This is a genomic window from uncultured Roseibium sp., assembly GCF_963675095.2.
Taxonomy (GTDB): domain Bacteria; phylum Pseudomonadota; class Alphaproteobacteria; order Rhizobiales; family Stappiaceae; genus Roseibium.
Genome location: NZ_CAXXSJ010000055.1, coordinates 240,052 through 265,791 on the forward strand (window position 1 = coordinate 240,052; position 25,740 = coordinate 265,791).

The window sequence follows — 25,740 nt, forward strand, 5'->3', positions numbered from 1 at the left end:
CCCTCACGCGCAGCGTGCAGCGGCTTCGGCGGCACGCGCCCTGATCCAGGCAATGAACACTTTTAACGGTGGGCGCTGCACACCGGGCCTTGTTACCATATGGTAGCCGGAGGACGTCGGTTTGATATCCTCGTAAAGAACCTTGAGATTTCCCGCGTCGATATCCGCTTCCACGAAAATTCTGGCGGTTGCGGAAATGCCGTGCCCCCGGCGCAGTCCATCGAGCACCATGAAGCCCGGCAGGTGGGTGATATTCAGCTTCGACCTGGGCACGACCCCCTGACGTTCGAGCCAGAGCGACAATTCGTTGGTGCCCAGCTCCTGAAGCCACGGATAATCCTGGATCTCCGCCGGATCACACATGGATCGGTCACCGACAAGACTTTCCGCGCCGACGATCACGTAATTCGAAGGCAAAAGCATTTCGGACTCCAGCCCCGGCCAGTCGCCATTGCCGAAGCGGATGGCAAGGTCGATACCGCCTGGGGTGAATTCGACGACATCGCCGGTCGGATTCAGCATCAGCTCAATGTCCGGATGCTGATGTTTGAAATCGGAAATCCGCGGCATCAGCCAGCTAACGGCGAAGGCCGGCGTCATGGTCACGTTGAGCGGACGTGACTGATCCGCCTGAAGCAGACCGTCCACCGTCTCCTGCATGATCGCGAAGCCGTCCCGGAGCCCGTCAGCCAGTTGCAGGCCCTCCGGCGTCAGCGCCACGCCCCGCCCCTCCCGGACGACAAGCTGGGCGCCCAGCCGGTCTTCCAGCGAGCGGACCTGCTGACTGATGGCGGCGTGGGAGACGTTCAGGTCCCTGCCGGCTGCGGAAAAACTCTTTTTCTCAGCCACCGCCGCAAACGCCCTGAGGCTGCTAAGCGATGGCAGATTACGCCACTCCATATGTAATCCTGACTTACATTTGAAAAATTAAGATGATTGGATTTTCCCTTAGTATTCCCTCATTGTCAAACCATCGAAACCGCAACGGAGTGTTAGACAATGTTCGATGTTCTTGCCCAAGCTTACATGACCGCCGCCCGCTTCAGCCCCTATGACCGGCCGAAACCGTCCCAGGAGCAAAAACTTGCAAAACGGCCCCGGACGTCCTCCACTGAGGACAAGTCGGAATACCGTCCGAGGTTCTGGATCTGACGGCTCTTGCCTGACAGACGCCTCAATCCTGACAGATGGCCGCGGATGCGTTAGAAATCGACAGACTGAATTGACAGGCCCGGCGAACCGCCGGGCCTGTCGTTGCGACTGGAGGAGGAACCGGAATGGCAAAGGTTGCATTCATCGGCCTGGGCGTCATGGGCTATCCCATGGCCGGCTATTTGAAGACCAAGGGCGGACATGACGTGACCGTCTTTAACCGCACCACGGCAAAGGCCGAGAAATGGGCGGACGAGTATGGCGGTCACTATGCCCAGACCCCGGAACAGGCTGCGGAAGGCTGTGATTTCGTTCTTGCCTGTGTGGGCAATGACGACGACCTGCGCGCCGTGACCACCGGGGAAAACGGCGCCTTCCACGGGTTGAAGACCGGAGCGATCTTCATCGACCACACGACCGCTTCCGCCGAAGTCGCCCGCGAACTTTACGCTGCTGCCAAGGCCAAGGGCTGCGGCTTTATCGATGCGCCGGTGTCCGGCGGCCAGGCGGGTGCGGAAAACGGTGTCCTGACCGTGATGTGCGGCGGCGACCAGGCGGATTTCGACAAGGCCAAGCCGATCATCGATTGCTTTGCCAAGTTTGCCGGCCTGATGGGCGACACCGGCGCCGGCCAGTTGACCAAGATGGTCAACCAGATCTGCATCGCCGGCCTGCTCCAGGGCCTGTCGGAGGCGATCCATTTCGCCAAAAAGGCCGATCTCGACGTGCCCAAGGTAATTGCCGCCATCAAGGGCGGTGCCGCCCAGTCCTGGCAGATGGAAAACCGCTGGGAAACCATGAACGGCGGCAAGTTCGACTACGGCTTTGCCGTTGACTGGATGCGCAAGGATCTCGGCATCTGCCTGAAAACCGCCAACGACACCGGCGCCCGGCTTCCGGTTACGGCGCTGGTCGACCAGTTCTATGCGGAAGTCCAGGCCATGGGCGGTAACCGCTGGGATACGTCCAGCCTGATCGCCCGGCTGGAAAACGCCGACAAGAAATAGGCCGGCGCCTTGGCCACCGCTTCCAACTGGACCGTCGAGGCGGTTCTGGGGGAGCTCAGACAAGCCGGCTCGGAGGAAAACCGGGCCGGCATGAAGCGGTTCGGCATTCAGGTGGACCGGGCCTTCGGCGTGCCGATGGCGGTCACACGACCGCTTGCGAAGAAGATTGGCAAGAACCCTGCCCTCTCGGATGCACTGTGGGCAATCGGCTGGCATGAGGCGCGGATCCTTGCGGGCCTGATTGCCGATCCGAAACAGATCACCCCGGCGCAGATGGATGCCTGGGTCAGTGATTTCAATTCCTGGGACCTGTGCGACCAGGTCTGCGCCGTCTTCGCCAAAACGGACCACGCCACCGAAAAAATTGCGGCTTACGCGACCGATGAGCGGGAATTCGTCCGGCGTGCCGGTTTCGCCATGATTGCCTGGCGGGCGGTTCACGCCAAGAAAGCGCCCGACAGCGAGTTTCTCAGCTATCTCGACCTGATTGCCGACAAGGCGAGCGACCCGCGCAACTATGTTTTCAAGGCGGTCAGCTGGGCCTTGCGCCAGATCGGCAAACGGTCACTGGCCCTTCATCAGCCGGCGCTTGCACTTGCAGAACGCCTGGCGGCATCCACCGACAAGACCGAACGGCGCATCGGCAAGGAGGCGTCCCGCGAACTCACTGCGGAAAAGACCCTGCTCCGGCTGAGGCGGAAGTCTTAGAAGACAAACGATTTTCAAACAGATCAAAAGAAAATGCCCCTCCCGGATCATTGAGGGAGAGACATTCGGCACGCTTCGGGGAGACCTTCTCCCCGAAGTCACTGCGGAGGACCTGTTACTCGGCCGCTTCCTTGACGATTTCGCCCAGCAGGGCGTTCACATCGGCGATCGCCTTCTTGGAAGCTTCGTCACCTGTTTCGGTCAGATTGCGATAGCCAACAACGACGCTGCCAGGCTTGTCCGCGGTTTCGTAGACGAAGACACCGTAGGGGCAGAAGGCGATATTGGCCGGATCGGCCTCCATGGCCGCACGGGACAGAACCGCGGAGCAAAACAGCATCGACTGTGCGTTGGCGTAAATGTCCTTCTTGGCGCCGACGTCAGAACCGGTGCGGGCCAGCATCTGGCCGATATGGGAAACATAATCGATAACCAAGCCGCGGTTGACGATGGCGTTTTCCAGTGCGAACCGGACATCCTCGAACTCGCCCTCGACCGTGTAGGTCGTCGTGACTTCGCTCGGCGGCATGTCGGCTGCCACAGCCGCCCCGCTCAGGGTTGCCGCCATTCCGGCGGCGAGCAACATTTTCTTGAAGAATCCAAACATGCTATCCTCCCAATTAAGCCAGATCACCCAGCATAAGCGAACCGGACGATCTTCTGTTTGATACATCTCAAATTCTGAATACATTCGCACGAACCGGACTGCCAATCACGCTCTCGTCATCGACAATCCGGCCCGAATACAAGGTATTCTCTGAGCGCGATGTCACTCCGGCTTCGGCTTTTCCGTCACCACATAGCCGAGCGGCAATTGGGTCGTGCTCTTGATCTGCTCCATCGCAAAGGTGGTGGAGACGTCCGAAATATCGATCTTGGCAATCAGCCTTTTGTAAAAGGCATCATAGGCTTCGATGTCCGGTACGGCCACGCGCAGGAGATAATCCACCTGCCCGGCCATTCGGTAAAACTCGACAACCTCCGGAAATTCCGAAATCACGTCGGCGAATTTCCTCAACCAGTCTTCCGTGTGCTGGCTGGTGGTGATGGCGACGAAGGCGGTCACCTTCACATTGACCTTTCTGGGATCCAGCAGGGCGACGCGGCCCGTGATGACCCCGTCCTCCTCCATCTTCTGGATCCGCCGCCAGCACGGTGTCGTGGACAGGCCCACCCGCCGGCCGATTTCGGCGACGGGAACGGTGCAGTCCTCCTGCAGAATGGAAAGAATCCGACGGTCGATACGGTCAATCATGCTGGTTTCCGCATTGGCAGCAGGCACGGCAAACGCCGACGGCGTCCGACGGCCTGGATTTATGTTTCAAGGGAGACGGGACGGAGTAGAACGGCTTTCTAATTCCGACCATCTATGCGCAAAATTAGATTTTTCTTCTAAAGGTATCGTCTGATTTCCTTGCCAACTTTCCCATTGAATGTCAATTCCATTGTCTATGGAGAATATTTTTCTCATTCAACGTTCAACACTTCCGGAGTTTGCCATGCTTGGCTCCCTGCAATCCTCACTGATCAAAACGGCCGGCGCCGTCGCGGTTCTGGTCACCGGTCTCGCTCTGCCGGCCGCAGCCGAAACCCCTGACCTCACGCCGCTGGTTTCGACCCAGTGGCTGCAGGACAATCTGGAAAACGACCAGCTCCTCGTTCTGGACACCCGTTCGCCGATCTCGAAGTCCGGCAAGGACGATTACCTGAAGGGTCATATCCCCGGCGCGATCTGGAGCGAATATCCGGGTTACTGGCGCACCGAGCGCGACGGTGTCGAAGGTGTTCTGCCGTCGGTCGAAAAGATGGAAGCGGTGCTCTCCGAGCTGGGTGTCTCTGATGAAAAGGCCGTCGTAATCGTTCCAGACGGCAAGTCCAGCCTCGAATTTGGCGCAGCCACCCGGATCTACTGGACGTTCAAGTATCTCGGCCATGAGAATGTCGCTATCCTCGATGGCGGCCAGGCGGCCTGGGTTGCGGAAGAGCGCCCCCTGGAAACCGGTAATGTCGTCCCGGAAGGCGATCTTTTCGTCGCCGAGCCCAATGAAGCGCTTCTGGTCTCGACCGATGACGTAGCGAGCGGCCTTGGAAGCAAAGCCGTTTACCTCGACGCGCGCCCTGCAAAGCAGTTTACCGGTGCTGAAAAGCACAAGGCGGCGATCCGTTTCGGCCATATCCCGGGTGCCGTGAACTTCGATCAGGACAGGTTCTACGACCACAAGACGAACCGGCTGAAGTCTCCGGCGGAACTGGCCGCCCTGGAGCCGGCCGCCGTCAAGGACACCGATGCACCGGTGATCTCCTACTGCAACACCGGTCACTGGGCTGCGACCAGCTGGTTCGTGCTGAGCGAGTTGCTCGGCCGCAAGAACGTCACCGTCTATGACGCGAGCATGGTCGGCTGGAGCCGGCAGAAGGACCTGCCGATTTCCGGACCTGAAAAGGATGTCGCCTCCAACTGACGATAGCGCCGCAGCTGATGAAATGTCGCCCGGTTCATATGAGCCGGGCGACTTCCTTTTTCAAAATCGGCAACAGGTCGGTTTCGAACCACGGATGCTTTCTCAGCCAGGCATTGTTGCGCCAGGAGGGGTGCGGCAGCGGCAGGACAGCGGGTTTGCCTTTCGCCGGCGGGGCTTCGAAATACGCACGCCAGGACGCGACCGTCTCCGTCAGACTTTTCTTGCGCGCAGGCCCCAGGTGATAGCTCTGCGCATATTGACCGATCACCAGAACAAGCTCGATCTGGGGCATGGCCTCAAACAATTTGTCATGCCAGGCTGCCCGGCACTCCGGCCTAGGCGGCAGATCCCCGCCCTTGTGATCCAGCCCCGGAAAACAAAAGCCCATCGGAATGATGGCGAGCTTGTCCGGATCGTAGAAAACCTCCGGACCGATCCCCATCCAGTCGCGCAACCGGTCGCCTGACGGGTCGGTAAAGGGTCGTCCGCTCTGGTGGACACGGGTTCCGGGCGCCTGTCCGCAGACACAGATCCTCGCCGTTTGCGACACCTGCAGAACCGGCCTCGGTTCATGCGGCAAGGGCGCTTTCAGCGGGCTTTCGACGCAGATCCGGCAGGCGGCGATCTCCGTCCGAAGATCTTCAAGTTTCATGCTCATTCCCGGAAGTCACATCCCAATTGATTGAACTTGCACATGAATTGTTAACCACGCCTTTGAGCGTGATCTTAAGAAATGGTGAGTCAAAACCTAAGATCCAAACCTAACACGGAAAGTTTTTGCAAACCGGCACGCGAGGACCATGGACCCCGAGACGCCCCAGATCGGTGACAGACGAATGACCGGCGACCGGAGAACGACCATCAACCGGAGACGGGCGATGCGCCGGCGTGAGCTTGCGCAGACCATCCGCGATTTCCGCGGGGCCATGGGGACCCAGGAAAGCCTGCAAAGCAAATTCGAGGGGGAGCGGCGCCATTTGTTCGCCGGCACCAGGCTGAGCGCGGCCTTTGCCGTTCCGATGCTCGCCCTGATCGTGACTGCGATCTCCACGATGTGGCTGAACAAGGGTTTGGTGACGATCTGGTTCGTGTTCACGCTGTGCATGCATCTTCTGATCGTCCTGACCTGCCAGTCCTACGAGAAAGCCTCCTCGGAAGAACGCGCCAAAAAGCATTGGCTGCGGCGCTTCACCTTCGGCGACTTCCTCTATGGCATCTGCTGGTGCGTGTTCTTCCTGCTTCCGGAAAAACCCGACAGCGGCGCCGGGTTCCTCGAATTCCAGTTCGCCACGTTCCTGATCGTGGTGGCGATGAACACCATGCAGTCGGCGACCCTGCCCCGCGCGCTTGTCGCCGGAACGTTGCCGATCACCCTGACGGTCGCGATCAATTTCCTGCTGGCCGCCGATTCCATCCACTACACGCTGGCGGCCATGGCCGTCGGTGCGCAAGGGTTCTTTCTGATCCTCGCCAACCAGCTGATCAAGAACGCCAACACCATGCTGGAATACCGCGCGGAAAAGGACTACCTGATCGCCGAGCTGGAAACGGCCAACGCGCTTTCCGACGAGTCCCGCCGGCGGGCGGAAGCGGCAAACCTTGCGAAATCCCGCTTCCTGGCGACCATGAGCCATGAACTGCGCACTCCGCTCAATGCCATTCTCGGTTTCTCCGAGATCATGAAGGACGAAGTCCTCGGCCCGATGGAAAACGCCAATTACAAGGGCTATGCGGCGGACATCCATGGCTCCGGTCAGCACCTTCTGAATCTCATCAACGAGATCCTCGACCTGTCGCGGATCGAGGCCGGCCGGCACGAGTTGCAGGAAGAAGCGCTCTACCTCACCGATATCGTCGAGGAATGCAGCACGATGATGCAGATCCGAGCCAAGGCGAAGGACATCACCCTGCATGAACGGCACGACACCCGCCTGCCCCAGGTCTGGGCCGATGAACGCGCCTTGCGTCAGGTGATCCTCAATCTTCTGTCGAATGCGGTGAAATTCACGCCGACGAACGGGGAAATCCGGATTTCCGTCGGCAGAGCTGCGGACGGAGGCCAGTTCGTCTCTATCGCGGATACCGGCCCGGGGATCCCGGAAGAGGAAATTCCGATCGTGCTGGAAGCTTTCGGCCAGGGCGCGGTCGCAATCAAGAGCGCGGAACCCGGCACCGGCCTCGGACTGTCGATCGTTCAGGCCCTGGTGAAGATGCACGGCGGCAAATTCGAATTGAAATCGAAACTGAGGCAGGGAACGGAAGTGATCGTAACCCTTCCCAGAACCCGCACCATGAATTTCGCCGCAGGTACCGCTAGGAGCGCACAGGACCAGGCAGAAGATCAAGACGGCAGCCGCAAGAGCGCCTGATCCGGTCCAACCCGCTTTTCAGACCCGCAAGCCGATCAGAGTCAATCGGCGCCTTTTTCTGCAACACCGGCATCGGCGAAGGTGGCCATGCCGGAATGCATTTCGGCGGCGGCCTTGACGATGCCTGCGGCCAGAGCAGCACCGGAGCCTTCGCCCAGACGCATGCCGAAATCCAGCAGCGGTTCCTTGTTCATGGTTTCCAGCGCCCGCCGATGGCCGGCTTCCGCAGAGGCATGGGCAAACAGGCAATGGTCCAGGCCCGCCGGATCCATGGCGTAGACGACGGCGGCCGCGGCGGTGGTCACGAACCCGTCGACAATCACCGGCACGCGCTGCAGGCGGGCGGCGATGATGAGCCCGGCCATTGCCGCGATTTCGCGCCCCCCGACCTTACGCAGAACCTCCAGCGGATCCTTCTCGCCGTTGAGGCGGGCGACCGCCGCGGCAACCGCATCCCGCTTGCGGGCCAGCCCTTCGTCATCGACGCCGGTACCCCGTCCGATCCAATCTTCCGCCGAACCGCCGAACAGGCCGTTCAGGACGGCGGCGGCAATCGTCGTGTTGCCGATCCCCATCTCGCCCAGGCAGACGAGATCGATACCGCCGGCGAGCGCTTCCATGCCGTAGGCCATGGTGGCCGCGCAATTGGCTTCGTCGAGCGCATCTTCGTCGGTGATCGACGGGGTCGGCATGTCGACGGCCAGATCGAACACCTTGAGGCCAAGATCGTTCGCCCGGCAGATCTGGTTGATCGCGGCGCCGCCTGCGGCGAAATTGTCGACCATCTGGCGATTGACCGAACTCGGAAAGGCGGACACGCCCTTGTCGGCAACCCCATGGGCCGTCGCGAAGATGGCGACCAGCGGCCGCGTGATTTTCGGCGGCGCCTTGCCGGACCAGGCCGCCAGCCATTCGGCGATCTGTTCGAGCTTTCCGAGCGAGCCTGCCGGCTTGGTCAGTTGCGCGTCTCGCGCCCGGGTCGTCTGAAGCGCCTCCTCGTCCGGGCCCGGGATCGACTTCACCAGGTTGCGGATATCATCGAACGGAAGGGCGGTTTCAGACAGGGGCATCAGCAAGGGACTCCGGTTTCAGCGGCTCTTCAACAGACCGGACTTGGTCTGATGGTGTGGCCGATCTATAACGGCGGACCGTCAAAACACAAGCATGAGACCGACCGGATGGATCAGCATTGCGACAGGATGGTCCAGACATTGGGCCGAACGCTGGGCCAAAAATGGGGACGACCGTGGTGACCGACCCTGCCCGGCTTCTCGCCGATCTGGCCGCCTGTACGCGCTTTTTTTCCCGCTTGCCGCTTCCAAGGCTCGGCCCCGCGGACGATCCGGATACGCCTCCCGACTTCAGGCGGATAACCCGAGCCGCGCCCCTTGCCGGCGTTCTGATCGCCCTGCCCGCCGCGCTGATCGGGCTGATTCTCGGATTGACGACCCTGCCGACGCTGGCAACCGCCCTTATCATCGTCGGAACCTTCACTGCGACGACCGGCGCGTTGCACGAAGACGGTCTGGCGGATGTCGCGGACGGTTTCTTCGGGGGCGCGACGACGGACCGGCGGCTGGAGATCATGAAGGACAGCCGGATCGGCAGTTTCGGTGCCCTTGCGCTGGTTGTGTCTGTCGGTCTGCGGTCCGTCTTGCTGGCGACATTGCTTGAGCGCTTTGGCGCAGGCGAAGCCATGCTCCTGTTTCTGGGCGCCGAAGCCCTGAGCCGGGCGCTGCTCGTCTGGCAATGGTCGCTGCTTCCAAGCGCCCGGCCGGACGGCCTCGGCAACCGGTTCGGCACACCCGATACGGGCGCGGCTGGTCAGGCCGCGGTTTTCGCCGCCTTGTGCCTGCTGCCGTCGGCGGTCGCCCTGTCGGTGCCGGCGCTATCACTCGGGCTGATCCTGTCAGGCCTTGCCGCACATGGCATCGGCCGCCTTGCCCGTGCCAAGATCGGCGGCTTTACGGGGGATGTTCTGGGCGCGATCCAGCAGGTCACGGCGATCACCTTTTTCCTTGGCATTGCCATGATCCCTTAATCAATGGCGGGCAAATGTCACAATTCCTGTTGTGCTTTTGCGCCGGCAAGCGTTGACTGTCCGAAGAAAAACCAGAGATTGCGTCGCATGTACCGCAGTTCCAAGACCAATTTCAGCGTGACGATCCGGCTCGCCGCCTTATGCGCCGGATTGCTGCTCCTGCTTGCCGGCTGCGGGTCGCGTCCGGACGCCGGAGCACTTGCGATCAGCAGCTTGCAGGCGCCCGGGGCGGTGACCCACGACATTCTGGTCGTCTCGACCCGTGAGCGTGATGACCGTCCGGACACCTATTTCAACGGCGAACGGGCGAAAAAGATCGATTTCGCCGAAACCACCATATCCGTCCCGCCACAGCACAAGCCGGGCAATATCGAATGGCCGTCGGTCCTGCCCGGCGATCCGAAAAAGGATTTCGTCCCGCGGCAGGCCGGGTACATCGACGGATCCGCCGCGTTCACCTCCAGGCTGAACCAGCGGCTTTCCGCCCTGCCGCCCGGCCAGCGGACGGTATTTCTGTTCATTCACGGCTACAATACGCGGTTTCCCGAAAGCCTCTACCGGTTCACCCAGGTTGTTCACGATGCGGACTTCGGCGGCGTCCCGGTGCTGTTCAGCTGGGCCTCGCGCGGCAAGCTTCAGGACTATGTCTATGACCTGAACAGCGCGGCCATCGCGCGCGATAGCCTGGAAAAGACACTTCGCCTGATCGACGGCAGCAAGGCGGAACGGATCGTCATCCTCGCCCATTCCATGGGCAACTGGCTGATGATGGAAACGGCCCGCCAGATCCCGCCACAGGAGAGAAAGAAACTTGCGCGCAAGGTTGAGCGTGTCTTCCTCGCCGCACCGGATATCGACATCGATGTCTTCAAATCCCAGTTGAAGCACATCGGGCGTCAGACAAAACCCTATGTGATCCTTGTGTCACGGGACGACCGGGCGTTGCGGATTTCGAAAACGATCGCCGGCGGCAAGGAAAGGGTCGGCGCCTATCAGAATGACGAGGAGCTTGCCCAATTGGGCGCGATCGTCATTGACCTGACGGACCTGGAAGCAACCGACTCCGCTCACCACGCGAAATTCACCCAACTCGCGGAATTCAGTCCACAAGTCCGGCAAATCCTGTCGCAGCCGGGTGTGATGCAAGGGGCAGCAGGAAAAGAAAGCCAGTTGGATGCCGCCGGCAACGATCTGGGATCCTTTATCTCCAGTACAGCCAAGGTTGTCGTGACCCTGCCTGTTGCCGTGGTCACCGCGCCGATCAAACTGGCGACCGGCAATCCCTGACGTGCAACCCGTAGCGGGCAATCCGCAACGGGGCCATGCCTGTTTGCGTGGGCAACCGGCCCTTCTCAAGCCATATTCGGATTTCTATATCAGACCCATGAAATCGCCCTGCACCAAAGTCTGCCAGATCGACCAACGGACGAAGCTTTGCCTCGGCTGCTACCGCACGCTCGATGAAATCGCGACCTGGGGCAGCATGACCTCCGAGGGCCGCGAACGGGTCATGTCCGACCTTGATCGCCGCCGACTGGATCGGGAGGCCTCCTAGCCATGGGCGGAAGCCGTTTTCGTGGGCTGGCGTTAGCGATCATCGTGCTGATCATGTTCGGCGCGGTGTTTTATTCCCTATTCGATTTTCCGACCTCTCCGGAAGAGGTGGATCTCGACACCACCGGGCCGCGGATCGTCGCCCTGTCGATCCTCGCTTTCGTGTTCATGGCAAGCCTTATCTTCGGCCAACCGAAGGTCCGTGACATCTTCCGGGGTGTTGTTTTCTGGGGCGGTCTGCTGGGCGTGCTTGTCGTTGGCTACACGTTCCGGGGCGACCTGGTTGCAGGCGGATACCGGGTGCTGGGCGCGCTGGCTCCGGGGCTGGCGGTTAATCAGGAGGACGGTACGATCCTGGTCGTCCGCGACACGACCGGGCATTTCCATCTCAATGCAAGCGTCAATGGCCGCCCTGTAACGTTTCTGCTCGATACCGGCGCCAGCGCAGTCGTGCTGACCTATGAAGATGCGCGGACGGCCGGCTTCTCGACAGCCGACCTGAATTATAGCATGCCGGTCTCCACCGCGAACGGCCGGGCTGTCGTTGCGCCGGTGAATATATCCAGCATTCAGGTCGGCGATGCGCGCTTCAGAGATGTGCGCGCCTTCGTGGCACAGCCGGATTCCCTCGAGACAAGCCTGTTCGGCATGACCGTGCTCGACCGGCTCAAGAGCTGGAAGATCGAAGGCGACAAGCTGGTCCTGACGCCCTAGCTGTCTCAGATCCCGTAGAGGCTGAAGACGAACCGGGCCGAGACCGCGAGCAGGAAAAACCCGAAGAAGAGTTCCATCGTCCGATGCGGCAACAGGTGGGCGACCTTCACGCCGAAAGGCGCTGCAAAGGTCGTGACCGGTATGATCAGCGCCAGGCCGAGCAAGTTGACATAACCGATCGAAAACGGCGGCAGGTCCGCAGCCCCCCACCCGGCCCACATCATCCCGATGGTGCCGGGAATGGCAATCAGGGTGCCGGTTCCCGACGAGGTCGCTACCGCCTGATGGATCGGCCGGCAGTAGAGCGTCATGAAGGTGTTGTTCATCACCCCGCCGCCGATGCCCATGAGGGTGGAGAAGAACCCGATCAGGGCGCCGCAGATCGGCCGGACCGGAAAACCCGGGATGTCGGAGCCGAGCCGCCAGTGGGGCTTGTTGAACAGCATGCGCAGACCGATGACGAAGGCGATGACGGCGAAAATGCCCTTCATGCCGTCACCGGACACGTAAGCGGCGACCAGCGAGGCGCAGGCCACGCCGAAGGGCACCGGAATGATCCAGGATTTCAGCAGTTCCAAGTCGACCGCTCCGCGTTTCTTGTGGGCCAGGAACGAGCGGATCGACGTGGGCACGATGATGCCGAGCGATGTCGCCACGGAGACGTGCATACGCACGCCTTCATCGACGCCCACGGCGGTCAGGAACTGATAGAGAACCGGCACCAGGATCGCGCCGCCGCCGATGCCGAACATGCCGGCCAGAAAACCGGCGATCAGCCCGGAGGCCAGAAGCGCCAGTCCGAGGGCGAGGGTTTCGCCGGTGAAAAACGAGACGTCCAAGACAGTAAATCCGGATTAGAGGCGGGTGTCAGGCCGCATGGCCGGCCTGGAGACTGGAAAGATCCTCACCTTCGTCCACCGGGCTGACGGCGGCAAGGGCCTTTTCGACGATTTCCGTTCCCGCCCCCGGTTTGATCCCTTCCACCGTCAGAATCCGCCGCCAGGAGCGCGCACCCGGGCGGCCGTGAAAAAGGCCGAGCATGTGCCGGGTCATGTGGGCAAGGCGCACGTGTTTTGAAAGCTGGTCCTCGATATAGGGCAGATAGGCCTTCACCGCCCCCCACGGAGAAACATCCTCCGCCGCCTCACCATAGATGCGCCGGTCCACCTCGCCCAGGATCTGCGGCGTGTGATAGGCGGCGCGGCCGAGCATGACGCCATCGAGTTCCTGCAGATGGGTCTCGGCGTCATCGAGGGTCTGCAAACCGCCGTTCAGACCGATGAAAAGATCGGGATACCGTACTTTAAGCCGCTTCACCCGGTCGTAATCGAGGGGCGGTATATCCCGGTTTTCCTTGGGACTCAGGCCCTGTAGCCAGGCCTTGCGGGCATGCACCCAAAGCGCATCGACACCGGCCGCCACCACCGCGTCAGCCATGGCGTCGAGGGCCGTTTCCGGGTCCTGCTCGTCGACGCCGATACGGCATTTGACGGTGACCGGAATGGAAACAACATCCTTCATGGCCCGGACACAATCTGCGACCAGCTCCGGCTCCTGCATCAGGCAAGCGCCGAAACTTCCCGACTGAACCCGGTCGGACGGACAGCCGACGTTGATGTTGACCTCGTCGTACCCCCAGTCTTCAACGATCTTCGCCGAGCGCGCCATGTCGGCAGGGTTCGATCCGCCGAGCTGACAGGCAACGGGATGTTCAACGTCCGAGAAGCCGAGAAGCCGCTCCCGGTCGCCATGGATCACGGCCCCGGTGGTTACCATTTCCGTATAAAGCAGCGCGCGTCGGCTCAATTGCCGGTGAAACGCCCGGCAATGACGATCCGTCCAATCCATCATCGGCGCAACGGAGAATTTATGTGTCTTGTATCGATCCATTCTCTGAAACTTCAGGGTCCAAACCCTAAGCCTTCGGGCATGCATTTTCAGGTGTCGTAGCGCGGCTTGTAGCTTATCTGATCACCTTGTGCGTGGAAATCCACGGATAGACCGGGATTTTCTTGCTATCTTGTCGTTTGACGCGTTGATTGCGCGGAATCCGCCTGTAGAATCCGATCGCTTCATATTTCATTTGACTTTCATCTGCATATTTCCATCTGGCAAATCGCTCAGCTACGTGCTTGAACCAGATCAAGGCGGCCCGATATTAGGGATGTTGAGCCGAAATTCGAAACCAACAGCCGGAGGTGGATAATGAGTTACGAGGATATCCTGGTGAATGTTCCGTTGGTCGGAAACAGCCATCAGGTTGATTTTGCACTCACCGTCGCCAAGAAGTTCGGCGCCCACGCAACCGGCATCTGCGTCTTGCCGGAGGCCGCGATCCTGCGGGATGCGGTTCAAAGCCCGTTCATTCTCATGAACGAGAAGGAAGCTTCGGATACGATCCGGCTCGAGTACGAAAAGGTCGCCGAACTCGAAAAACAATTCACCGCCACCGCGGAACGGGCCGGCGTTTCCCATGACTGGCGAACAGCAGAAGGCGACCCTGCCGAAGTGCTGCTTCAAGCGACCCGTCTGTATAACCTGGTCATCGTCGGGCAATCCGGGACCGAGCAAGACCTGTTATGGGGCGCGGCAACACAACTGGCGCTGTCAGGCTGCCCCACACTGATCCTGCCTGCCGGATGGTCCCGCATCGAGTTGCCGCAACGCGTGCTCCTGGCCTGGAACGGAAGTGCGCAGTCGGCCGCCGCGGCGCGCAGTGCCTTGCCGCTGTTGAAGACAGCCTCCACCGTAACCGTGCTGAAGGGGCAGAACCGCGAAGCGCCGCCCGAACGGATGCGGCTGACGCCGGTCAGCATCGAAACATATCTGTCAAGGCACGGCGTCAATGTCGAGATCGCCGATCTGGCGGAGCCGGATGCGGATGCAGGCGAGGGAATCCTGAAGCAGGCGGAGACCTTGAAGCCGGACATGATCGTCATGGGCGCCTATGGCAGGTCCCGGTTCAGGGAATGGGTGCTTGGTGGTGCGACCCGGCAGGTTCTTGAAGATATGAAGGTCCCCGTCTTCATGGCGCATTAGCAGCTGTGACCGGTCTCCTGCTCAACCAGCAAGGCCGCTTCCAGCGGAAACCGACACGCGTGCAAGGATGACCGGACCCGTCGTCGCCCCCCATTCGTCCGAGATAGAAGCGTGTCTGGAGGCATCCGGCACGACAGCAGGGGGACTGTCCTCCCCCGAGGCGGCCGTGCGGCTTGAGACGCACGGCCCGAACAGGCTGCCAGAACCGCCCGGGCGGAATTCGGTTCTCCGGTTTCTGGCCCATTTCCACGACATTCTGATCTACGTGCTGCTCGCCTCCGCCGTCATTACGGTTGCCATGCAGCACTACGTCGACACGGCCGTCATTCTCGCCGTCGTGATCGCCAATGCGGTGATCGGCTTCATCCAGGAAGGCCGTGCCGAAAAGGCAATGGACTCCATCCGCAAGATGCTCGCCCCGCAAGCCGCGGTGCTGCGCGACGGTGAGCGTCACAGCATTAGCGGGGAAAAGCTGGTTCCCGGCGATATCGTCCTCTTGGAGGCAGGCGACAAGGTTCCCGCAGACCTGCGGCTGATCCGGACCTCCGGACTGCATATCCAGGAGGCGATCCTCACGGGTGAATCCATACCGGTCGAAAAATCCACGGCGCCGGCGGCTGCAGATGCCGCGCTCGGCGATCGTTCCTGCATGGCCTACAGCGGCACGATGGTGACCAGCGGGCAAGGACGCGGCCTGGTCGTTGCCACAGGCGCGGAGACCGAGATCGGCCGCATCAGCGGTCTGCTGGCCGATGTGGAGATGCTGACGACGCCGCTCGTGCGCCAGATGAATGTCTTCGCCAAGTGGCTCACTCTGCTGATCCTGCTGATTGCGGCCATCCTGCTGATCTTCGGCTATTTCGTCGAACACCATGATTTCACCGAGATGTTCATGGCGGTGGTCGGCCTTTCGGTGGCCGCGATCCCCGAGGGCCTTCCCGCCGTCCTGACGATCACACTGGCCGTCGGCGTTCAGGCGATGGCCCGGCGCAACGCCATCGTGCGCCGTCTTCCGGCGATCGAAACACTCGGGTCTGTATCGGTGATCTGCACCGACAAGACCGGCACGCTGACGCGTAACGAGATGATGGTCGCCTCGGTCGCGCTGTCCGGGCACCGGTTTTCCTTTGCGGGCGACGGTTACGAACCGGACGGGGCGATCTATCTTGCCGAGACCCGGGTGAACGGGCTGGACCATCTCCATCTGGCTGAACTGGCCCGCGCGGCAGCGTCCTGCAACGATGCCTCGCTGCATCGTCGCGAAGGCTTCTGGGCCGTGGAAGGCGATCCCATGGAAGGCGCACTGCTGGCGCTTGCCGGAAAGGTCGGTGTCGATGTCAGCCAGGAATTGTCGGCGCGCACGCGCACCGACGAAATCCCCTTCGACTCCCGCCACAAGTTCATGGCGACGCTGCATCACGACCACCCCGCCCACGCGGATATCTTCGTCAAAGGCGCGCCGGAGCAGGTTCTGGCGATGTGCGCGCAGCAGCGCGCGCCCTCGGGCGAAAGCGAGCCGCTCGATGAAGCCTACTGGATGGAATGCGCCGAGGACATGGCCGCCCATGGCCAGCGCGTGCTGGCGATCGCAACCCGGGAGGTGGGCCACACGCAAACCAGACTCAATTTCGCGGATGTCGAAGGCGGCCTTGTGCTGATCGGTCTCGTCGGCCTGATCGATCCGCCGCGTCCGGAAGCGATCGAAGCGATCGCCGAATGCCGCAAGGCCGGGATCCGGGTGAAAATGATCACCGGCGACCACGCGGGAACGGCTGCTGCAATCGGCAGGCAAATCGGCTTGGAAAATCCCGACCGGGTCCTGACCGGCAGAAACCTGGACACCATGGACGATGCGACGCTGGCAACCACAGTAGGCGGCGTGGACATTTTCGCCCGCACCAATCCGGAGCACAAGTTGCGGCTCGTCATGGCCCTGCAATCGCAGGGCATCACCGCGGCGATGACCGGTGACGGGGTCAACGACGCACCGGCGCTGAAGCGTGCCGACGCCGGCATTGCGATGGGCCGCAAGGGCAGCGAAGCGGCGAAGGAAGCAGCGGAACTGGTGCTCGCGGACGACAATTTCGCCTCTATCGTCGCCGCCGTGCGCGAGGGGCGAACGGTTTACGACAACATCAAGAAGGTCATCAGCTGGACCCTGCCGACCAATGCAGGCGAGGCAATGACGATCATCGTCGCGCTGCTGTTCGGACTGACGCTTCCGGTCACACCGGTCCAGATCCTGTGGGTCAACCTCATCACCGCGGTCACGTTGGGCATTGCGCTGGCGTTCGAGCCGACCGAAGACGACACGATGCGGCGGCCGCCACGCCCGCGCAACGAAGCCCTGCTGACCGGTGGGCTCGCCTGGCACATCGTGCTGGTCTCTCTGCTGTTTCTCGGCGGCGTTTTCGGCATCTACGCCTACGCGATCGACCGCGGTTATTCGATCGAGCTGGCGCGGACGATGGCCGTCAATACGCTGGTGGTGATGGAGATCTTCCACCTGTTTTTCATCCGCAACATCTATGGAACCTCCCTCACCTGGAAAGCCGTCCGCGCCACTCCCGTCATCTGGGCCACGGTGATCACGGTGACGACCGCACAATTCGCGATTACCTATCTGCCACCGCTGCAGCGTATCTTCGCAACGGAGAGTGTCCCGCTGTTCGACGGCCTGCTGATCGTCGCAATCGGCGTCACGCTGTTCGCGATCATCGAAATCGAGAAGCAATTGCGCCTCAGCATGAAGGGCCTGGCTTTCCGGAGGCCTGTCAACAAGCGCTAGCGCGCTTTCGCGGCTTCCTGCCGGCCGATTACGCCGCCTGCTCTTTCTGTTGCAGCCAGAGGAGCTGTTTTTCGCTTTCAATCGACTCGGCAAATTTCGCGCGCACCGCCTCTATCGCGGCGTTGGCGGACAGGCCACGGTCCATCAGCATGCTGGCTGCGATCGTGCCGGACCGCCCCGCACCATAGTGGCAGGAGAGCGCGACCGTGTTGCCGGCATCCAGAATTTCGTTGAGGTCATCGCTGATCGCCGTCCACTGTTCCGCGAAACGGGCGTCCGGCGCCTCGTAGTCCGGGATGGGCATATGAACGATCCGGATGTCCCTTTCACCCGCGATATCGTGCAAAAGCGTCCAGGCAACATCGGGCACTTCCGTCTTCTCGACAAGAACGATCAGGATACGGCAGGCGCGCAAGGCTGAGGCCGATAGCGTGGTCTCCATGCGTTCCCTGTCGACATAGGCACTGCCCGAAACATCGAAAGCCAGGCCCGGAAAGCCTAGCGTTACAATGTGCCCTGCACCGGGACACGGTATCTGCGTTCGGATGCTGGTTTCGTCTTCCATCAGTTGTGCACGAAGTTCAGACGGATATTTTTCCATATTTATCGGATCTTTTGTTGTTCTTGTTGGAAAAACGGATGCCCGGAAACCGGGCATCCGCGTGTTTCAGGGTCGGGCCCAGGCTTACCGGATCGGGTAGGCGTACATCTGACCGCCGTCACGAACGAGCGCGTTGGTGGTTTCCTTCAGCTCGATCCCGAACGGCGTTTCCGCACCCAGGTGACGCTCGAAAACCTCCGAATAGGCGCCAACCTGGCTGATGACCTGAAACGCCCAGTCCTTCGGCAAGCCGAGCTTTTCTGCCATTTCCGCAGTCGCATTGTCTTCGGCGAAGAGGCGCTTCACGGCCTTGGGCTGGTTTTCCAGATCCTTGACGATGTCGGCGACATTCTTCGAAGTCACACCGTACTGGTCGGCATTCAACATGACCTGAAAGGCCCAGAACACGGCAGCCTCAAACGCCTGATCCGGTTGGGTCACCAGCGTCAGCGGCTCCGCGGAGATAACTTCCGGAAGGACGACGTAAGCTTCCGGCGAACCGGACAGGAGACGGTCGCTCATAAGAGCGGTGACGTCCGATGCATAGACATCGCACTTGCCGGAGAAGAAGGCTTCAAGACGCGCCGTCTTGTCGGCAATATTTTCGACCCGGTATTCAATTCCCCGGTCTCCGAACCAGTCGGCAATGTTGAGAAGCGTCGTCGACCCGTCTTCGGCACAAACGGTTGCACCGTTGAGTTCCGAAGCGCTCTTCACGCCCAGCGACTTGGGCACCATGAAACCCTGCCCGTCGTAGAAGGTGGTCGCGACGAATGCGAGGCCCGGATCTGCGTCGCGGGTGCCGGTCGCGGTGATCGAGCGCGACGCCATGTGAGCGCCGTCGGCCACCAGGGTTTTCATGGAGTCGGAAAATCCGATGCCACGGATATCGGCCTTGGAGGCATCACCCAGGATCGCCGCTGCGGCCATCCGGCAGAAGTCGGTGTTGAAGCCCTGGAAGACGCCCTGGCTGTCGGGCACCGAGAAGCCCGGCGAATTCGGGTTCACAAGGCAGATCAGCTGGTCCTTGGCGATGATGTCATCGAGGACCGGACCGGCCACGGCCGGCGCGGCCAGGAGCGTTGTGGCAAGAGCGAAGGAAAGGGAAAAAAGTGTCTTCATCTGGAGTGTTCCTTGGCAGTCTGGGAGGTTCATTTCATATACTTGTATACAGGTATATTGTTACACTTTTTTGAAGGCTGCAAGAGGCGTGTTTCGAAGAAAGACCAAATTCTGATGACCTGGATCCAATCGGAAGACCGAAGTCAGCGTGAAGACGTCTTGTGCAGCTGACGGCCAATGCCCGACAGAAACGCGCAAGACAGGAAAAACCACATTCCGACAAGGACATAGGCCTCGAGCGCATTGTCGCGCCACTCAGGATCACCGAAGGACATGCGCGCCGTCGCGGTCAAATCGTGAATGCCCACGACAACCACCAGCGACGTGTCCTTGTAGGCGCCGATCGTGCTGTTGACGATCGAAGGAAGGCTTCGGCGGATCGCCTGGGGCAGGATGATCAGGCGAATGGCCTGCCAGTATGTCATCCCCAAGGACTTGGCCGCTTCGCCCTGCCCGGCCGGCAACGACAGAAGGCCTCCACGGATATCCTCCGCGAAGTAGGAGGCGTGAAAGAAGATCAGTGCGACGAGCGTGGCGACAACTGGCGAGACGCTCGTACCCTCAGGCAGGGTCAGGGGAAGAACGAAAATTCCGACGAACAGCACCGTGAGCATCGGCACGCCGCGTGCGACCTCCACGTAGACGGCGGCAGAGCGCGCAAGAAGCCTGTAGGTCTTCTGCGTCCTGGCAAGTGCCAACAGGACGCCGAACGGAAAGGCCAGAGCGACCGCGATGATCGACAGCATCAGCAGGATCGGCAAACCGTTCCAGCGCACCGGATCGACCGCTTCCAGGCCCAGGACCCCTCCCCCCATGAGAAGGAAGGACAGGACAATCACGGCAAGCCAGCTCAACGCCAGCTGGCCGGCCGTCAGCCGAAACCCCTTTCCGACCATTTGCCGGCAGGTCGCCACCGCCAGCAGGCACAGCATCAGCGAGACGAGTGCGGGCCGATAGTGCAGTTCGTAAGGGTAGGTTCCGAACAGAATGAACCGTGTCTTTTCGAGAAGAAACGGCCAGCAGATGCCGGCTTGCGCCTTGCAAAGGGCCGCATCCTGCCAGGGCCAGACCGCATCGAGGATCAGCCATCGCGCGGAGCCCCAGCCAAGCGCGACGATCACCAGACCTGCCGAAAGGGACAGAAGTGCTGCCAGGGGCGTCGAAAACGCCTCCTTGAGAAGGGTTCCAAAGCGGCCGGACGATATCGCTCTCATGGCCTACCGTGTCTCCCGCGCGGTCAGATGCTGATGGAACCGGTTGATCACGGTGGTCAGGGAAACACACAGGCCCAGGTAAATGCCCATGGTGATCAGCATCATTTCCAGGGGCTTGAAGGTCTGGTTGATGATCGTTCCCGACACGGACATCAGGTCCGAATAGCCGACGGCAATTGCGATCGATGTGTTCTTGATCAGGTTGACATACTGGTTGTTCATCGGCGGAATGATGATGCGAACGACCTGCGGCAACACGATCAGGCGGATGATCTGCCTGCTCTTGAGCCCGAGCGCCCTCGCCGCCTCGGTCTGCCCTGCCGGTATGGCCTGCAGACCGCCGCGCACCACTTCGGCAATCTGGGCGCCGTGATAGATGCTGAGCGTGACGGCAATCACCACGAACTGGATCGACAGCCGGCCTCCACCGGCAAAGTCGAAGCCCTCCAACTCCGGCACGGATAGTACGACGGGCACGTCAAACAGAAAGACGGACAGGACCGGAACCGCGAGCGCGGCCGCCAGCGGGTAACAGGGAATATCCCGACCCGTCTTCTGACGGTATCGGACCGCCAAGTATTTCCAGTAGAGCGCAATGCTCGCACCGACCGGAATTGCCACCAGCGGGATCCACAGTTTTATGTTCCACACTAAGACCGGGAAGTTGATCGAACGGTTGGACAGCCTGAACGGACCGAGCGCCAATGCGGAGCGCACGTGCGGCAAGCCATTGACGACGACAACGAACAAAACCAGCAAAATCAGAATCTTCGGCAGGTTTCTGAAGAGCTCGACGTAGGCCTGGGCCAGGCCCCGGCCAATCGGAACTGGGCCCCACGCTGATCAGGCCGAACAGGACGCCGATCACCGTGGACAGGATCAGGCATACGACCGCCAGAAAGATCGTGTTGATCAGACCGGTCAGGATGACCCGTGCATAGGAATCGTCGGGACCGTAAGGGATTAGGGATTCGCTGACATCAAACCCGGCTTCCTTGAACAGGAAGGAAAACCCCGGCTGAACGCCCGCGGCGGCCATGTTGGCCAGCACATTCATGACCGCCAACACAAAGAGCGCTCCGATTGCCCCGATGATCAATAATTCGGAGAATCGAAGCCGTTTTTTGACCGGGGGTGGAGCGCTTGGTGGAATCATGGCCTGCTGGTATAAAAGACCCGAATGAGATCAAACATGTATACAGGTGTACTTTTAGACCGTAAAGCTTCCTTCGACGACAAACCGGCAAATGATGAACAATGAACCAGATTGCACAATTTGACACCAAACACGCCAGGACACTCGAAGACCTGCGGCGCATCATCTGCATGGCGACGCCCGGAGAGGACCTCACCCTGCATGAGACTGCGCTGACCGCCCGCTACGGCATGTCGCGCACGCCCATTCGTCAGATCCTGCAGCGCCTCGCCTACGAACGCCTGGTCGAAACGAAAAGCGGTGTCGGAACGGTCGTCACGCCCCTTAGGGAAGAGCAGCACCAGCGGGACATCCTGGTCCATTGCGGGCTTCTGGAAGCGGTCCTGTTGCTGGATGTTCCGGAACTGACCATCGCCCAGCATTCGGATGTGTTGGCGCTGTCGGGGATCGCCTCCATGGTGAAAGACGGCGATCGCGATCTTCAGTACGATCTCAGGCACAAGCTCTACAGCGTGCTTTCGAGTGTCATCCCGGACCCGATCCTCCTGGATGCCTTTTCCGCCAGCTACTGGCGGATCGTGCGCTGGCATATGCGCGATCTCAAGATCGACACGCAAAACGCCAGCGAGGCCTTTCGCACCCTCCTGAAACATATTTCGGACTACGAACCCAAGAGCACCCGGGATCTCTTCCGGCGGGTCATCGATTCCGAAAAAGCAGCAGCCAACTGACGGTCGCTGATATCGGTTCGGTACCGGTTTCACACCAAAAAGGATGCATTGAGCGGCCCGCTGGGCACGCGGTAAGATGGGCCATGGAACCGGTCCGAATTCTCCTGGTCGATGACCACCCGATCGTGCGGGAGGGGTATCTTCGCCTGCTCGAGCGGCAGCCGGGGCTTTCGGTCGTCGCCGAGGCCAGTAATGGTGAGGCGGCGATTGATGCTTTTGCCGCTCACGCACCCGATATCGTTCTGATGGACCTTTCCATGCCCGGGGCCGGCGGATTGGCCGCGGTCGAGGCCATTCTGGCGTGTGATCCCCGCGCACGCATCATCGTGGTGTCGATGCATCAGGGTGCGATCTTCGCGCAGAAGGCCATGGCAGCGGGCGCTCGCGGGTTCGTCTCCAAAAGCAGTCCGCCGGAAGAACTGGTCAGCGCCATCGCAAAGGTCATGTCCGGACGCCGGGCGCTCTCGACCGATATGGCGCAGGAGGTTGCGCAGACGACGCTTGGAAGAGACGACATTGCGGCACTGACCCGGCGCGAGCTTGAGATCCTGCAGCTTCTGGCCGGGGGCATGAGCGGGCGGACGATTGCAAAGAGCCTCGGGCTCTCGGCCAAGACGATCCAGAACAACCTGTCCCAGGTCCGGGCCAAGCTCGACGCCACCGGCGATGCCGACCTTGTCCTCAAGGCGCAACGGGCCGGCCTGACGCAGACAGGCTAATGCGCGGCCTCCTGCCTCAGCTGGTGTTGCGCGTGCTCGCTGCGGGGCTAGTGACGGTCCTGCTCGGGGCTGCATGGGTGCTTTGGGCCACAGCGGATGCGGCGCGTGAGGATGCGCGTATCACCGCCGAGCGCGTTGCCCAGGCAATTGCGGCACGTCCGGATTTCATGGGTCTTGCCTTTGGCGGTGTGGCGCCGGTGCCGGCCTTTCTCGACTGGCAGAGCTTTCCGCGGTGGACCCTGATCGCTCCCGGCATCTGTGTCGAGTTCGGCGCGGACGAACGGCCCGACCATCGACGTTGCGGATCCTATGTCGCGGCAGATACGCCCCCGCCAAAGTGGTTCGGGCAGCTCGCGAAAACCATCGGACTGGTTCCGGACCCGATTACACGTCCGGTGCGGACGCGTTACGCCAGCAATGCCCACGTCACCGCCTATGCCGACCCGAAGGTCATCATTGCCCGAGCCTGGGACCGCACCGGCGACCTGATGCGGCTTGCGCTCGGCATGGCAATCGGCGGCGCCCTTGTAACCGGCCTTCTGGTCGCCCGCCTGCTCTCCCCATTTCGAACGATCCTGCGCGGGATCGAACAACTGCAAAGCGGCGATTTCTCGACGCGCCAGCCGCGCCAGCACGTCGCCGAATTCGACCGGCTGAGCCTTGCCCTCAACGACACTGCGCGTGCCCTCGAGGAAGCCCGCGAGACCCGGACAGAATTGACCCGGCGTCTGTTCACGGTTCAGGAAAGCGAACGCCGGGCCCTGGCGCGGGAGCTGCACGACGAATTCGGCCAATGCCTGACCGCGACCCGCGCCCTGGGCACGGCCGTTGCGCAATCGGGAGAGACCACGGCCCGGGACGGGGCGCGGATTGCCGAGATTTCCGGCCAGATGATGCAAAGCCTGCGCGGCGAACTTTCCCGCCTGCGCCCGCCCGATCTCGACGAGCTCGGACTTGAGGCGGCCCTGCAACGTCTGGTCGCCGGCTGGCGCGGCCGGTTGCCGAATGTGCGCTTCGTCCTGAACCTTGAAGGCGATGTTGATGCTGTTCCCGACGATCTGGCCCTCAGCCTCTACCGCATCACGCAGGAATGCCTGACAAATGCGATCCGGCATGGTTCGCCCAAGACCGTGACCGTCAGGCTGGAGGCCGCCGGGAAAATCACCCTGACCGTCTCCGATGACGGCGGCGCGCGCGAAGCCGTACCCACCGGCGACGGCTATGGTCTGCTTGGCATTCGCGAGCGGGTCAATGCACTGGGAGGAAGCTTCGCGCTGGAACCTGCTGAAACCGGTATGCTTGCCAGCGTGGAATTGCCCCTCTGATCCGGGAAGTCTTCCCGGTTCCGCCGGGAAGACGTCTCTGGCGCGGCAACGGCAGCTGGCCCATCCTTCGCCAAGAGGAGGAAGCCTATGGATGATCTCAGTCATCCGATCACCCGTCTGGAGGCGGAAGTTTCCGCGGGGCTGATCGGGCATCAGGATATGATCGAACGCCTGCTGATCGCCTTGCTGGTCGGCGGTCATGTGCTGATCGAAGGTCCGCCCGGCGTCGCCAAGACCCGCACGGTCAAGCTTCTGGCGGCCCAATTGCCGGGCAGCCATGGCCGCATCCAGTGTACGCCGGATCTCTTGCCCGCCGACCTGACCGGAACGCAGGTCTACCATCCGGAAACCGGCAGCTTCGACTTCAACCCGGGGCCCCTGTTTCATTCGCTGGTGCTGGTCGACGAGATCAACCGCGCACCGCCCAAGGTGCAATCGGCCCTGCTTGAGGCCATGGCCGAACGCCAGGTGACCACATCGGGCGTAACCCGTCCCCTGCCCGATCCCTTCATGGTCGTCGCCACGCAGAACCCGATAGAGCATGAAGGGACATTCCCCCTGCCCGAGGCGCAGATGGACCGCTTTCTCCTGCATCTGTCGCTCGGCATGCCGGAAGCCGAGCAGGAACGCGCGATCCTGGATCTGGTGGAGGCGGAGGACATCGCCGAACCGGTCTCCCCTGCCCGGCCGATGTCCGGTGAAGAGCTCCACACTGCGAAAGCCGAGGTCGCCCGGGTGCATCTCGCTCCGGCGCTGAAGGATTTCATCGTGCGGCTGGTCATGGCATCACGCTCCGGCGGTGCCGTTGCCGAGTGGGTCGAGCATCCAGTATCGCCGCGCGGCACGCTGGCCCTGGCTGCATCGGTGCGGGCGCGGGCGTGGCTGAAGGGCCGCGACTACGGCTTGCCGGAGGATGCGCAGGCGCTTGCTCCCGACGTGCTCGCCCACCGGCTGATCCCGAGCTGGGCGGCTGTCAGCGAAGGGCGCACCGGCCGCAGTCTCGTTGCCGACGTCTTGCGCCTGGTCGAACCATGGTGA

General features: G+C 61.4%; 26 protein-coding genes. 15 read left to right on the top strand and 11 right to left on the bottom strand.

The features are described 5' to 3' along the window. Positions 1-3: 3 nt before the first annotated feature. A complete protein-coding gene (locus ABIN98_RS21210; protein WP_346912855.1) occupies positions 4-900 on the bottom strand; it encodes a LysR family transcriptional regulator in 897 nt (298 codons plus the stop codon). 99 nt (positions 901-999) lie between these two features. Here ABIN98_RS21210 and ABIN98_RS21215 point away from each other — a divergent pair, with 99 nt between their 5' ends. From ABIN98_RS21215 to ABIN98_RS21225, 3 genes are all read left to right on the top strand, one after another. Next, positions 1,000-1,152: a hypothetical protein gene (locus ABIN98_RS21215; RefSeq protein ID WP_346912857.1), complete on the top strand. Its 153-nt coding sequence runs from the start codon at positions 1,000-1,002 to the stop codon at positions 1,150-1,152. Between the two features lie 125 nt (positions 1,153-1,277). Beyond that, positions 1,278-2,159, top strand: a complete 882-nt coding sequence (locus ABIN98_RS21220; RefSeq protein WP_346912859.1) for an NAD(P)-dependent oxidoreductase — start codon at positions 1,278-1,280, stop codon at positions 2,157-2,159. A gap of 9 nt (positions 2,160-2,168) precedes the next feature. After that, on the top strand, positions 2,169-2,867 hold the full coding sequence (locus ABIN98_RS21225; RefSeq protein ID WP_346912861.1) for a DNA alkylation repair protein: 699 nt from the start codon (positions 2,169-2,171) through the stop codon (positions 2,865-2,867). Between the two features lie 115 nt (positions 2,868-2,982). Here ABIN98_RS21225 and ABIN98_RS21230 read toward each other — a convergent pair whose 3' ends face one another. Both ABIN98_RS21230 and ABIN98_RS21235 read right to left on the bottom strand, forming a co-directional pair. After that, positions 2,983-3,474 (bottom strand): DUF302 domain-containing protein, encoded by a 492-nt coding sequence (locus ABIN98_RS21230; protein WP_346912863.1) that lies wholly within the window; start codon positions 3,472-3,474, stop codon positions 2,983-2,985. Between the two features lie 162 nt (positions 3,475-3,636). Next, positions 3,637-4,122 carry an Lrp/AsnC family transcriptional regulator gene (locus ABIN98_RS21235; RefSeq protein WP_190291390.1) on the bottom strand — a complete coding sequence of 162 codons (486 nt, stop codon included), beginning with the start codon at positions 4,120-4,122 and terminating at the stop codon, positions 3,637-3,639. 244 nt (positions 4,123-4,366) lie between these two features. On the opposite strand from ABIN98_RS21235, the gene ABIN98_RS21240 reads away from it, so the two are divergent. After that, positions 4,367-5,329: a sulfurtransferase gene (locus ABIN98_RS21240; RefSeq protein WP_346912865.1), complete on the top strand. Its 963-nt coding sequence runs from the start codon at positions 4,367-4,369 to the stop codon at positions 5,327-5,329. Positions 5,330-5,363: 34 nt separating this feature from the next. Here ABIN98_RS21240 and ABIN98_RS21245 read toward each other — a convergent pair whose 3' ends face one another. Beyond that, the gene (locus ABIN98_RS21245) at positions 5,364-5,987 is read right to left on the bottom strand and encodes a uracil-DNA glycosylase family protein (RefSeq protein ID WP_346912867.1); all 624 of its coding nucleotides are present in this window, start codon (positions 5,985-5,987) and stop codon (positions 5,364-5,366) included. A 142-nt stretch (positions 5,988-6,129) separates the two neighbouring features. Between ABIN98_RS21245 and ABIN98_RS21250 the strand changes: the two genes are divergently transcribed. Beyond that, positions 6,130-7,698, top strand: coding sequence for a HAMP domain-containing sensor histidine kinase (locus ABIN98_RS21250; RefSeq protein ID WP_346912869.1), 1,569 nt, complete (start codon positions 6,130-6,132; stop codon positions 7,696-7,698). A 41-nt stretch (positions 7,699-7,739) separates the two neighbouring features. On the opposite strand, the gene cobT is transcribed toward ABIN98_RS21250, so the two are convergent. Beyond that, entirely contained in the window at positions 7,740-8,768 is a 1,029-nt protein-coding gene (cobT, locus tag ABIN98_RS21255; RefSeq protein ID WP_346912871.1) for a nicotinate-nucleotide--dimethylbenzimidazole phosphoribosyltransferase, read from the bottom strand. A 179-nt stretch (positions 8,769-8,947) separates the two neighbouring features. Here cobT and ABIN98_RS21260 point away from each other — a divergent pair, with 179 nt between their 5' ends. From ABIN98_RS21260 to ABIN98_RS21275, 4 genes are all read left to right on the top strand, one after another. Beyond that, complete coding sequence (locus ABIN98_RS21260; protein ID WP_346912873.1) at positions 8,948-9,739, top strand: adenosylcobinamide-GDP ribazoletransferase; 792 nt, start codon at positions 8,948-8,950, stop codon at positions 9,737-9,739. Positions 9,740-9,826: 87 nt separating this feature from the next. Beyond that, positions 9,827-11,026, top strand: a complete 1,200-nt coding sequence (locus ABIN98_RS21265) for an alpha/beta fold hydrolase (RefSeq protein WP_346912875.1) — start codon at positions 9,827-9,829, stop codon at positions 11,024-11,026. Positions 11,027-11,123: 97 nt separating this feature from the next. After that, complete coding sequence (locus ABIN98_RS21270) at positions 11,124-11,294, top strand: DUF1289 domain-containing protein (RefSeq protein WP_346912877.1); 171 nt, start codon at positions 11,124-11,126, stop codon at positions 11,292-11,294. Between the two features lie 2 nt (positions 11,295-11,296). Further along, positions 11,297-12,007, top strand: a complete 711-nt coding sequence (locus tag ABIN98_RS21275) for a TIGR02281 family clan AA aspartic protease (RefSeq protein ID WP_346912879.1) — start codon at positions 11,297-11,299, stop codon at positions 12,005-12,007. A 5-nt stretch (positions 12,008-12,012) separates the two neighbouring features. On the opposite strand, the gene ABIN98_RS21280 is transcribed toward ABIN98_RS21275, so the two are convergent. Next, entirely contained in the window at positions 12,013-12,846 is an 834-nt protein-coding gene (locus ABIN98_RS21280; protein ID WP_346912881.1) for a sulfite exporter TauE/SafE family protein, read from the bottom strand. Between the two features lie 28 nt (positions 12,847-12,874). Further along, positions 12,875-13,897, bottom strand: coding sequence for a tRNA dihydrouridine(20/20a) synthase DusA (gene dusA, locus ABIN98_RS21285; protein ID WP_346912883.1), 1,023 nt, complete (start codon positions 13,895-13,897; stop codon positions 12,875-12,877). A gap of 315 nt (positions 13,898-14,212) precedes the next feature. On the opposite strand from dusA, the gene ABIN98_RS21290 reads away from it, so the two are divergent. Together ABIN98_RS21290 and ABIN98_RS21295 are read left to right on the top strand one after the other, a co-directional pair. After that, on the top strand, positions 14,213-15,046 hold the full coding sequence (locus ABIN98_RS21290; RefSeq protein ID WP_346912885.1) for a universal stress protein: 834 nt from the start codon (positions 14,213-14,215) through the stop codon (positions 15,044-15,046). A 67-nt stretch (positions 15,047-15,113) separates the two neighbouring features. After that, on the top strand, positions 15,114-17,834 hold the full coding sequence (locus ABIN98_RS21295) for a cation-transporting P-type ATPase (protein ID WP_346912887.1): 2,721 nt from the start codon (positions 15,114-15,116) through the stop codon (positions 17,832-17,834). A gap of 28 nt (positions 17,835-17,862) precedes the next feature. On the opposite strand, the gene ABIN98_RS21300 is transcribed toward ABIN98_RS21295, so the two are convergent. The 4 genes from ABIN98_RS21300 to ABIN98_RS21315 form a co-directional block, all read right to left on the bottom strand. Further along, complete coding sequence (locus ABIN98_RS21300; RefSeq protein ID WP_346912889.1) at positions 17,863-18,435, bottom strand: hypothetical protein; 573 nt, start codon at positions 18,433-18,435, stop codon at positions 17,863-17,865. An 84-nt stretch (positions 18,436-18,519) separates the two neighbouring features. Next, positions 18,520-19,557, bottom strand: coding sequence for a transporter substrate-binding domain-containing protein (locus tag ABIN98_RS21305; protein WP_346912891.1), 1,038 nt, complete (start codon positions 19,555-19,557; stop codon positions 18,520-18,522). A gap of 143 nt (positions 19,558-19,700) precedes the next feature. Further along, positions 19,701-20,771, bottom strand: coding sequence for an amino acid ABC transporter permease (locus ABIN98_RS21310; RefSeq protein WP_346912893.1), 1,071 nt, complete (start codon positions 20,769-20,771; stop codon positions 19,701-19,703). Between the two features lie 3 nt (positions 20,772-20,774). Then, on the bottom strand, positions 20,775-21,530 hold the full coding sequence (locus ABIN98_RS21315) for an ABC transporter permease subunit (RefSeq protein ID WP_346912895.1): 756 nt from the start codon (positions 21,528-21,530) through the stop codon (positions 20,775-20,777). A gap of 498 nt (positions 21,531-22,028) precedes the next feature. Here ABIN98_RS21315 and ABIN98_RS21320 point away from each other — a divergent pair, with 498 nt between their 5' ends. From ABIN98_RS21320 to ABIN98_RS21335, 4 genes are all read left to right on the top strand, one after another. After that, positions 22,029-22,658 carry a GntR family transcriptional regulator gene (locus ABIN98_RS21320; RefSeq protein ID WP_346912897.1) on the top strand — a complete coding sequence of 210 codons (630 nt, stop codon included), beginning with the start codon at positions 22,029-22,031 and terminating at the stop codon, positions 22,656-22,658. Between the two features lie 83 nt (positions 22,659-22,741). Next, positions 22,742-23,377, top strand: coding sequence for a response regulator transcription factor (locus ABIN98_RS21325; RefSeq protein ID WP_346912898.1), 636 nt, complete (start codon positions 22,742-22,744; stop codon positions 23,375-23,377). Continuing rightward, positions 23,377-24,702 (top strand): ATP-binding protein, encoded by a 1,326-nt coding sequence (locus ABIN98_RS21330; protein WP_346912900.1) that lies wholly within the window; start codon positions 23,377-23,379, stop codon positions 24,700-24,702. Before ABIN98_RS21325 ends, ABIN98_RS21330 begins: the two co-directional genes overlap by 1 nt. Before the next feature lie 87 nt (positions 24,703-24,789). After that, positions 24,790-25,740 (top strand): MoxR family ATPase, encoded by a 951-nt coding sequence (locus ABIN98_RS21335; protein ID WP_346912902.1) that lies wholly within the window; start codon positions 24,790-24,792, stop codon positions 25,738-25,740.